Source organism: Methanophagales archaeon (genome assembly GCA_021159465.1).
GTDB lineage: Archaea > Halobacteriota > Syntropharchaeia > Alkanophagales > Methanospirareceae > G60ANME1.
Genome location: JAGGRR010000029.1, coordinates 1 through 2731, shown reverse-complemented (window position 1 = coordinate 2731; position 2731 = coordinate 1). Strand labels below are relative to the sequence as shown.

At 42.1% G+C, this 2731-nt stretch carries 4 protein-coding genes; 2 read left to right on the top strand and 2 right to left on the bottom strand.

The window, feature by feature from the left end; translation table 11 throughout:
• The first annotated feature begins 159 nt into the window (after positions 1-159).
• A complete protein-coding gene (locus J7J01_01600) occupies positions 160-438 on the top strand; it encodes a hypothetical protein (protein ID MCD6209587.1) in 279 nt (92 codons plus the stop codon).
• A gap of 85 nt (positions 439-523) precedes the next feature.
• Here J7J01_01600 and J7J01_01595 read toward each other — a convergent pair whose 3' ends face one another.
• On the bottom strand, positions 524-1501 hold the full coding sequence (locus J7J01_01595) for a hypothetical protein (GenBank protein MCD6209586.1): 978 nt from the start codon (positions 1499-1501) through the stop codon (positions 524-526).
• A 42-nt stretch (positions 1502-1543) separates the two neighbouring features.
• Between J7J01_01595 and J7J01_01590 the strand changes: the two genes are divergently transcribed.
• Positions 1544-1975: a DUF61 family protein gene (locus tag J7J01_01590; protein MCD6209585.1), complete on the top strand. Its 432-nt coding sequence runs from the start codon at positions 1544-1546 to the stop codon at positions 1973-1975.
• Here the strand turns inward: J7J01_01590 and J7J01_01585 are convergent, their stop codons facing one another.
• Positions 1976-2245, bottom strand: coding sequence for a hypothetical protein (locus J7J01_01585; GenBank protein MCD6209584.1), 270 nt, complete (start codon positions 2243-2245; stop codon positions 1976-1978).
• Between the last annotated feature and the right edge of the window lie 486 nt (positions 2246-2731).

Sequence of the window (2731 nt, the reverse complement as noted above, 5' to 3'; positions counted from 1 at the left end):
TAGTCTTCCGCTCCTTTTCTTCGGTCATAGTCTCTCATAATTAACCTGATTGTAACTTCTCAATATCATAGAATCACAAGACAGTACATACATGAGCTCGTTGTTTACCTCTATTACGCTTACGCTTGCAGGGTTACCGAGAACAAAATAAAGAAGATATTGGAAGAAGCGGGGATCATCATTTCCGCAGGTAAAATCTCCTATATCATGACGCAGGAGAAGAAAGAAGAGCTGACAAAGGAGCGTGAGGAAATCTTAAAGGCTGGTCTGGAGTCCTCGAGTTACTTTCACATTGGTGACACTGGACTAAATCACGAGGTACAAGAAATTAATTCCACTCATCGATTACCATCGCGTCCAGTTCAAAAAAACAAAAAGTTCTTCACGCGTGTGTGGGCATTGCATTTTACGATTTGTTGGATAGTTGCTTTTACATAAGAGTTTACCAACAAAAAATGGAGAGTATCCATGAACAAAAAGCAAAAGGTATTAATCAGAATTGCTTTGACATCTTTTCTTTTTTTCACTTCCTTTTCACTACATGTACACCAACTATCATTGGATATGCGCCATATTCCAGACGTCCAACACCATAATCGGTGTAAGTAAGCCCGATTGCGAGATAAGTATCGTTCTTCCTCAGATACCTGTGTATCCGCCAGCTATAAGAGAACCGATGCTGCCGCTTGAAGTCATTCCAGAGTTGATAAAAGGCGTTGCACCTGCATGACCATCTACGGTATATCCTGCCGTTAGAATCCCTGAAGTTAAATCTGATATAGGTCTCATGCTCCTTATCTTTATCTGTTGCCATTGCTGTTGCGAACTCCTCATATACGTGTAGAATACGGGGGTTTATCAAACCCAGACTCCTGCCGCTCTTAAATACCGCATCAACAGAAGCATCAACATTTCGTGCAAGGAAATCCCTCTTCTCCGCTTCGCTCAGTTCCCTCTTCACACCCTCACCGTAGATAAAGAACCGGTCTTCCCTTCTTGGATGCCTACCGCGCCATGCATCAACGTATATCTTTGATATACACAGGTTTCTGAATCTTTCTGTACCTGTACTTGTACCTGTACCGGAGCTGGAGGATGAGAAGACATCAGCTTCATAAATGCCCTGCGGTCTTATCCATTCACCATACTCATTTATGCCCGCAACGCATACTCGTCCCCTTTCTGGTCTCGCAACGGCGAGCACAGTAAGATTCTGCGCCTTTACCTGACTCAAAGCATCTATACGTGTGTGGTCTCGAATCATAATTATATTACTGTATTTACCAGCATGTACTCGCTTCTCTGCTGCTATTCGTGCGTTCTCTATCCTCACCACATCACCCTCTTTTAGCTCATCTGCAAGTTCTGCTTTATCATCCCACAGTGATACACGCCAGTAATCAAAGGCATCGGCGATGATGAGATTAACAACCTTCTTCTTATCTTCTCCTACTTCCATCAAAGGTGTAATTCGTAATACCTTACCGGTGATGTTCACCATTATTATTGTGTTATCATACCTGAGTTAATATAATATTATGATATGCCATTAAATGAGCGAGTGATAACGAAGGCAATTCGTGCACTGAACAGGCATTTACCGGCAGAGAGGAAGACACTTGCTACACTTCTACGTGAAGACAAACCTGCGGTTCGCGGTAGGGACAACAGCATTCAACGCATAAGAAAGGAAGAGCTAATGAGGATCGCGAGTCTGATACCGGAAGAGGCGTATCAAAAATTGCAAATCCCTGTGTACATAGAACTCACCCCAGACTATGGGCGCGGGATATCAAGGATAAGGGGCAAGATAGAGTGTGAGTTGGTAAGGAAGATACTGGGACTGAGCAGTGAGCGAGTACAGGGACAGGAACAATCAGAGGATGAGATTTTTATTTATCGGGCGGATGTGAGGAAGTTGAGAAGGGAACTACAAACCACCACCCAGTATGCGTTCGTGTTCACAATGGACTAACTAAATCATCGTCCCTGTCAGTATCTCACCCTGCGGAACGTAGATAACCGAGATGCAGTCACCCTGGACGAGTTCCTGTTTTAATCCGAGCCGTAACTCATCACCAGTAGAGAAATCAGATTTCATTATCCTACTCCCATTCAGAGACGCCCAGACTTCAAAGATGTCTCCTTTTATCTTCACATCTCTATCTCTAAATATCGCATCATTTATGTAATATGCGCATGTGCCCGATGAAGCAGTAGTGAAGACATTTGCCACTTTTTTCACCTCCTCTTAAAAACTTTGGCACCCGCGATTATGATATTTATTGTTGCTACCTGTGGTGCAGGGATAAGGATTATGATATAGAACGGAGAAAGGAACCCATAAGAGAACACAGGCATGGCTATCATAGCTGCTGGAATGACAAATACAGGCATAGACAATGACAAGATAACCATACGGTTATATATTTTCCAGCTTTTTAGAGGCTGTCCAACAATTCAAAAAAGGGATAAAAAGAAAGGCAAATAAAGCTTCAAAACCAAAAAGAAGCGGATCTTTTAGTGCCAAAAGCAATTGCGGGACAGCCTCTTTATCTTTATATCATATATTCCGCATTTAAATATGTTAAAGATACTATTTTTTGATTTTTGGAAAGCTATAGACCTGTCAAATAAGATTCACCTTGCATTGCATTTCATGTTCGTATGTGCGTATTATCCAGCTTATTCCTCCTTTTGTCTTGATTTGAGTTAGCATGAAAAAGGAGAT

What these genes read in the sequence shown, in the direction of transcription:
- J7J01_01590 (MCD6209585.1), top strand. Translation starts at nt 1,544, where the DNA reads ATGCCATTAAATGAGCGAGTGATAACGAAGGCAATTCGTGCACTGAAC.
- J7J01_01595 (MCD6209586.1), bottom strand. Translation starts at nt 1,501, where the DNA reads ATGGTGAACATCACCGGTAAGGTATTACGAATTACACCTTTGATGGAA.